Origin of the sequence: Actinomadura sp. WAC 06369 (genome assembly GCF_003947565.1) — a bacterium.
Lineage (GTDB): Bacteria > Actinomycetota > Actinomycetes > Streptosporangiales > Streptosporangiaceae > Spirillospora > Spirillospora rifamycini.
Genome location: NZ_QHJN01000282.1, coordinates 1 through 5,642 on the forward strand (window position 1 = coordinate 1; position 5,642 = coordinate 5,642).

Genomic DNA, 5,642 nt, shown 5'->3' on the forward strand with positions numbered 1-5,642 from the left:
CCGCCGCTCCGGCGACACGCAGCCCGTCAAGCCGCCGACGGACGGCGCGGGGGCGGCCTTCGGGGCGGCCTTGGGCGCGGACCGGCGGACCGGGGCCTTCTTCGCCGGGGGCTCGACGGGCTTGGTCTCGGCCTGCCGGAGCGACTCCACGAAGCTCTCCGCGTCGTCCTCGTCGTCCTCGTCCCCCGGGTCGTCCGGGCCCGCGGCGCGCCGCCGGACGATCCACGCGTCGAGCGTCAGCCGCCCCCCGGCGCCCGCGGCCAGCAGCAGGGCGGCCATGCCGAGCGCGACGACCAGCTCGTAGCCGTTCTGCGCGCGGTCGCCGTCCACCATGAACAGCCCCTGGTCGGCGTGCACGAACAGGAACGCGCCGAGCATGTCGATGAACAGGAGGGCGCCGGTGACCGGCAGGGCCAGCCCGGCGATCAGCGCGGCGCCGCCGAGCAGCTCGACGAACGCGGCGTAGACGGCCGCGGCGGTCGGGAGCGGGACCCCGAGGGCGTCGAAGGACTCGCCCGTCGCGGTGACGCCGGCCTCGATCTTCTGCCAGCCGTGCGCCATGAAGACGACGCCCACGCCGATCCGCGCGAGGACGGCCGCGACGTCGTACACCAGTGACCGAGAGCGCATGCCGTCGACTCCTTCAGCACGGGGGGTGGGCCCGGGTCGTCGGAGAGTATGACGGCATCCGGACGAATCGCGCGAATGCCCCAGGTAGGAGCGGTCACCGGTGCTCGTGCGGACGGTCGAGCGCGGCCGCGACCGTCCGGACGGCGTGCTCGACGGTCTCGATCCCGGCCTCCATCGTCGCGTTCCGCTCGGACAGCGCGGCGATCAGCAGGAGGCGGCCCGAGGCGCGGACGAGGCCGATGCTGTTGACCGTCCAGCGGCCGCCGTGGGCGTCGCGGGGCAGCCAGCCGTTCTTCAGGGCCGCGTCCCCGCCGGCCGCGCTCACGCCCCACGACTGCGCCGGGACCACGCCGGCCATGAGGTCCCGGACGCGGCGGCGGTTCGCCGCCGACAGCGGGCTCGCGGGGGAGACCAGCGCGGTGAGGAGCGCGACCTGGTCGGCGGCCGTGGTCGTCGTGGAGCCCCAGAAGCCGCCGGGCCCGGGGACCGTGTCGCGCAGGCCGAAGTCCTCGTTCGCGGCGGCGAGGCCGTCGGCGCCGCCGACGGCGTGCCAGAGGGCCGTGGCGGCGTCGTTGTCGCTGACGGTGACGGCGCGCTCGGCGAGGGCCTCCTCGGCGGACGTCGGCGCGCGGCCCTCGCGCTGGGCCCGCAGGAGCAGGGCCATGACGATGTTCACCTTGACGATGCTGGCCGTCGCGGGCCGCAGCGCGTCCCCGTAGGAGTAGGCGACCCCGCCCTCGGTGTCGCGCACCGCGAGCGCCACCGAGCCGGGACGTTCGCGCAGGTAGGCGTCCAGGGCGCGGGTGAGTTCGGTGCGCTCGGCCGCGCCGGGGAGCGGGGCCGGGCGGGGCGCGGGCGGCGGCGCGACGGCGAGCACGGCGGCCGGGTGCCGCGGGCGGGGCGGGACGGGCGCGCCCGCGGCGAGGGCGGCGAGGACGGCGGCGCACGCGATCACGAGCGCGACGATAGGCCACCGGCGCCTCATGCGCGGTCCGGCGGGGCGGTCTCGTTGGGCATGGCGGGGAGTGTCGCGGGACGGGCGTTTCCCGGCCGTTACGCCCTTTGCATGCAATGTATGCTTTGCATGCAAAGGAGGGCCATGCAGGCGGAAGCGGTGTACCGGCGGTTGCGGGAGCTGATCGTGGCGGGGGAGTACCCGCCGGGCGAGCGGCTGACCGAGGCGTCGGTGAGCGCGGCGCTGGCGGCCGGGCGCACCCCGATCCGCGAGGCGCTGCGCAGGCTGGAGAGCGACGGCCTGGTGCGCGGCGCCGGCCGCGGCGTGGTGGTACGCGGGTTCGGGACGGACGAGCTCGCCCACGCCTACGCGGTCCGCGCGGCGCTCGAGGCGCTCACCGCGGAGCTCGCGGCGGACCGGCAGCGGACCGGGCACCTCGCCCCCGCCGCCCTCGCGGCCCTCGACCGGGACGCGGACGCCCTGGAGCGGGTCACCGCCGACCGCGACCTGGACGGGGCGATCGAGCTGAACCGCCGGTTCCACCGGGGCGTCGCCGAACTGGCCGGCAACCCGGTCGCGCTGGAGGCCCTCGACCGGCTGTGGGACCGGATCGTCGTGTCGACGCGCGCGTCGCTCGTCCCGCCGGAACGCCCGGGCGAGGTCGCGGCCGAGCACCGGCGGCTGCTGCGGGCGATCAGGGACGGCGACCGGGCGGCGGCGGGCCGGATCGCGGGCGACCACGCCCGCGCGACCGGCGCGGCCGTGCGGTGACACGGCCGCGCACGGAAGGAAGGAGGAGGCGAATGCCGAAGACGCACCGCTACGAGGTGTCCGTGACCTGGACGGGCAACACGGGGGCGGGCACCGGCTCGTACCGGGCCTTCGAGCGGGCCCACGAGATCCGGGCGGCGGGCAAGCCGCCCATCGCGGGCAGCTCCGACCCGGCGTTCCGCGGCGACCCGGCCCGCTGGAACCCGGAGGAGCTGCTGGTGGCGTCCCTGTCGGAGTGCCACATGCTGTGGTTCCTGCATCTGTGCGCGACCGCGGGCATCGTCGTCACCGCCTACACCGACGACCCGCTGGGCACCATGGTGGAGACGGCGGGCGGCGGCGGCCGGTTCGAGGAGGTCGTGCTGCGCCCCCGCGTGACGCTGGACGACCCCGCGCGGACGGACGAGGCGGCGGGACTGCACGCGCGGGCCCACGAGCTGTGCTTCATCGCGAACTCGGTGAACTTCCCCGTGCGCCACGAACCCGTGGCCGGCTGAACGCCCACCGCCCCGCCCGTCCGGGGGAGGCCTCTCGCCCGCGCGGGGGAGGCGGCGCGCACCGGCGCGGCGAAGAATCCCGATCATGGAAGCGGAAGTGAAGCCGGGCCCGGTGGGCCGCCGGTGGACGGCGGCGCGGCGCGTCGCGGGGTACGGCGCGGCGGCCTGCCTGTCCCTGTACCTGCTCGTGAAGGTCGTCTGGGTGGCGGCGGGGCTCCTCGGTTCCGTGCCGTCGGACGTCGGCGGCGCGGACTGGATCGTGCTGAACGCGGTGACGGTCGTGATGGCCGCCGTCGGGATCGCGCTCGGTGTCGCGCTGGCCCGCGACCGGGGGCGCGGGGCGCCGGCCGTGCCGCTGGTCTTCGTCGCGTGGATCGCCGCCGGATTCCTCGTCCCGATGATCCCCTACATGCTGCTGAGCACCCTCCTCGACGCGGGGCGGACCACCGAACCGGACGAGGGGGCGACCGTGCCCGCCTGGGAGGGCGTGTTCCTCGCCGTCGGGTTCCTGGGCATGGCCGTCGGGCTGGCGATCGCCCTCCCCGTCCTCCTGCGGGAACGGTGGCCGGCGGCGTTCGTCGGGCGGCTCGGCGGCGGGCCGCGGGCCGCGGCGGGACGCGCGCGGACGCGGGCCGTCCTCGGCATGTGCCTCCTCCTCGCCGCCGCGTGGGCGTACTGGGCGGCCGGCGGGACGCTCGGCCTCGATCCCGACCGGACCGATCCGATGACCGCGGACGCCCGGCTCCTGCTCGGCAACTCGGCGCTGTGGGCGCTCGCCGGCGCGTGGGCCGCCGCGGCGCGCCGTCCGGACACGCCGACCTGGCTGCCGATGGCCCTCGGCTTCACCGCGTCGGGCTCGCTGTTCGCGTGGAGCGCGTGGAAGCTGCCTCTCGTCTTCCTGCGCCCCGGCGACTACGCGCCCGCCGAGCGCCCGGTCGTCGCGGTCGTCCAGCACGGGCTCGGCATCGCCGCCGGGGCGCTGCTGCTCGCCGCGATCGTGCAGGCGGTCGCCGCGGCGGAATCGCGGCAGCGGCGGCGGGGTTCTCCCTGATGTGATGCACGGTGAGTACAAGGTTCCCGGCGGCAAGCTGGTGGTCGCCGACGTCGACGTCGTGGACGGGCTGCTGCGCGGCCCGCGGATCAGCGGCGACTTCTTCCTCGAACCGGACGAGGCGCTCGCCGCGATCGACGCGGCGCTGGACGGGCTCCCGGCGGGACTGGACGCGCACGAGATCGGCGCCCGGGTGCAGGCGGGGCTGCCGCCCGGCACGGTGCTGCTCGGGCTGACCGCGGAGGCCGTCGGCATCGCGGTGCGCCGGGCGGTGGCGCGCGCGTCCGACTGGCGCGACCACGAGTGGCGGCTGATCCACGAGGGGCCGCAGGAGCCGGCCGTCCACATGGCGCTGGACCAGGTGCTGGCCGAGGAGGTCGCCGCGGGGCGGCGGCCGCCGACGCTGCGGGTGTGGGAGTGGGCGTCCCCCGCGGTGATCATCGGCAGTTTCCAGTCGCTGCGCAACGAGGTGGACGCCGCGGAGGCGGCGCGCGCCGGGGTGGACGTCGTCCGGCGGATCAGCGGCGGCGGCGCGATGTTCGTCGAGCCGGGCAACACGATCACCTACTCGCTGTACGCGCCGGAGTCGCTGGTCGCGGGCATGTCGTTCGCGGAGAGCTACGCCTTCCTGGACGACTGGGTGCTGGGCGCCCTCGGTGATCTGGGCGTGCGGGCGTGGTACCGGCCGCTGAACGACATCGCGTCCGACCAGGGGAAGATCGCGGGCGCGGCGCAGAAGCGGCTGGCCGCCGGGGCGGTCCTGCACCACGTCACGATGGCCTACGACATCGACGCGGCGAAGATGACGCGGGTGCTGCGGATCGGGCGGGAGAAGATCTCCGACAAGGGGATCGCGAGCGCGAACAAGCGGGTGGACCCGCTGCGGCGGCAGACCGGCCTGCCCCGCGAGGAGATCATCGAGCGGATGATCGGGCACTTCCGCGCCCGGTACGGCCTCGTCCCCGACCGCCCCACCGAGGACGAGCTGCGGCTGGCCGACAAGTACGTCGCGGACAAGTTCACCACGCCCGCGTGGACGGCCCGGGTGCCCTGACCGGCGGAACTCTCGCGCGCCGCCGAGCGTCAAGGAGTCGGGGCAGGTCGCGGGGCCCGCGCGTCCGGCCGTAGGGTTCGGGGCAGCGCGGAGGAGGACGTGTCATGTCGATGCAGAAGGGCGCCAACACCCCGGTCGGGGCGTCGGCGGTGCGGGTCGAGCTCGGATGGCGGAGCGGGGTGGGGACGCCCGACGCGGACGCGTCGGCCCTCCTGCTGGCCGGCACGGGCCGGGTCCGGTCCGACGACGACTTCGTCTTCTACAACCAGCCGGTGCACGGGTCCGGCGCGGTGAAGCACGAGGGCAAGCAGCGCGGCGCGACCGTCCTGGACGTCCTGTCGGTCGACCTCGACCGGGTCGAGCCGGCCGTCGAGCGGATCGTCGTCGCGGCGTCCGCGGACGGCGGGACCTTCGGCGAGATCGACGGGCTCTACGTGCGGCTCGTGGACGCCTCGGGCGGCGCGGAGGTCGCGCGGTTCGACAGCAGCGGCGCCACCACGGAGACGGCGTTCGTGCTCGGCGAGCTGTACCGGCGGCAGGGCGCGTGGAAGTTCCGCGCGGTCGGCCAGGGCTACGACTCGGGCCTGGCGGGGCTGGCGACCGACTTCGGCATCTCGGTCGACGACCCCGGCCCGGCGCCCGCCCCCGAACCGCCCGCGGCCGCGGCCGCGGGCGGTTCGGGGG

Annotated in this window: 7 protein-coding genes; 5 read left to right on the forward strand and 2 right to left on the reverse strand. The window is 76.2% G+C overall.

Features of this window, described 5'->3' with window-relative positions:
- Together DMH08_RS38040 and DMH08_RS38045 are read right to left on the reverse strand one after the other, a co-directional pair.
- A partial coding sequence (locus DMH08_RS38040) for a DoxX family protein (protein WP_148108646.1) occupies positions 1–630 on the reverse strand: 630 nt, incomplete at its 3' end.
- Between the two features lie 94 nt (positions 631–724).
- Positions 725–1,585, reverse strand: a complete 861-nt coding sequence (locus DMH08_RS38045; protein ID WP_125621077.1) for a serine hydrolase — start codon at positions 1,583–1,585, stop codon at positions 725–727.
- Between the two features lie 144 nt (positions 1,586–1,729).
- On the opposite strand from DMH08_RS38045, the gene DMH08_RS38050 reads away from it, so the two are divergent.
- The 5 genes from DMH08_RS38050 to DMH08_RS38070 all read left to right on the forward strand — a co-directional run.
- Positions 1,730–2,356: a GntR family transcriptional regulator gene (locus tag DMH08_RS38050; protein WP_026405006.1), complete on the forward strand. Its 627-nt coding sequence runs from the start codon at positions 1,730–1,732 to the stop codon at positions 2,354–2,356.
- A 32-nt stretch (positions 2,357–2,388) separates the two neighbouring features.
- Complete coding sequence (locus DMH08_RS38055; protein WP_125621079.1) at positions 2,389–2,853, forward strand: OsmC family protein; 465 nt, start codon at positions 2,389–2,391, stop codon at positions 2,851–2,853.
- Between the two features lie 85 nt (positions 2,854–2,938).
- On the forward strand, positions 2,939–3,904 hold the full coding sequence (locus tag DMH08_RS38060; RefSeq protein ID WP_125621081.1) for a hypothetical protein: 966 nt from the start codon (positions 2,939–2,941) through the stop codon (positions 3,902–3,904).
- 4 nt (positions 3,905–3,908) lie between these two features.
- A complete protein-coding gene (locus tag DMH08_RS38065; RefSeq protein ID WP_125621083.1) occupies positions 3,909–4,958 on the forward strand; it encodes a lipoate--protein ligase family protein in 1,050 nt (349 codons plus the stop codon).
- Positions 4,959–5,062: 104 nt separating this feature from the next.
- A partial coding sequence (locus DMH08_RS38070) for a TerD family protein (RefSeq protein WP_148108647.1) occupies positions 5,063–5,642 on the forward strand: 580 nt, incomplete at its 3' end.

Coding starts and splice junctions, on each gene's coding strand:
- DMH08_RS38065 (WP_125621083.1), top strand. CDS start 3,909: ATGCACGGTGAGTACAAGGTTCCCGGCGGCAAGCTGGTGGTCGCCGAC.
- DMH08_RS38050 (WP_026405006.1), top strand. CDS start 1,730: ATGCAGGCGGAAGCGGTGTACCGGCGGTTGCGGGAGCTGATCGTGGCG.
- DMH08_RS38060 (WP_125621081.1), top strand. CDS start 2,939: ATGGAAGCGGAAGTGAAGCCGGGCCCGGTGGGCCGCCGGTGGACGGCG.
- DMH08_RS38055 (WP_125621079.1), top strand. CDS start 2,389: ATGCCGAAGACGCACCGCTACGAGGTGTCCGTGACCTGGACGGGCAAC.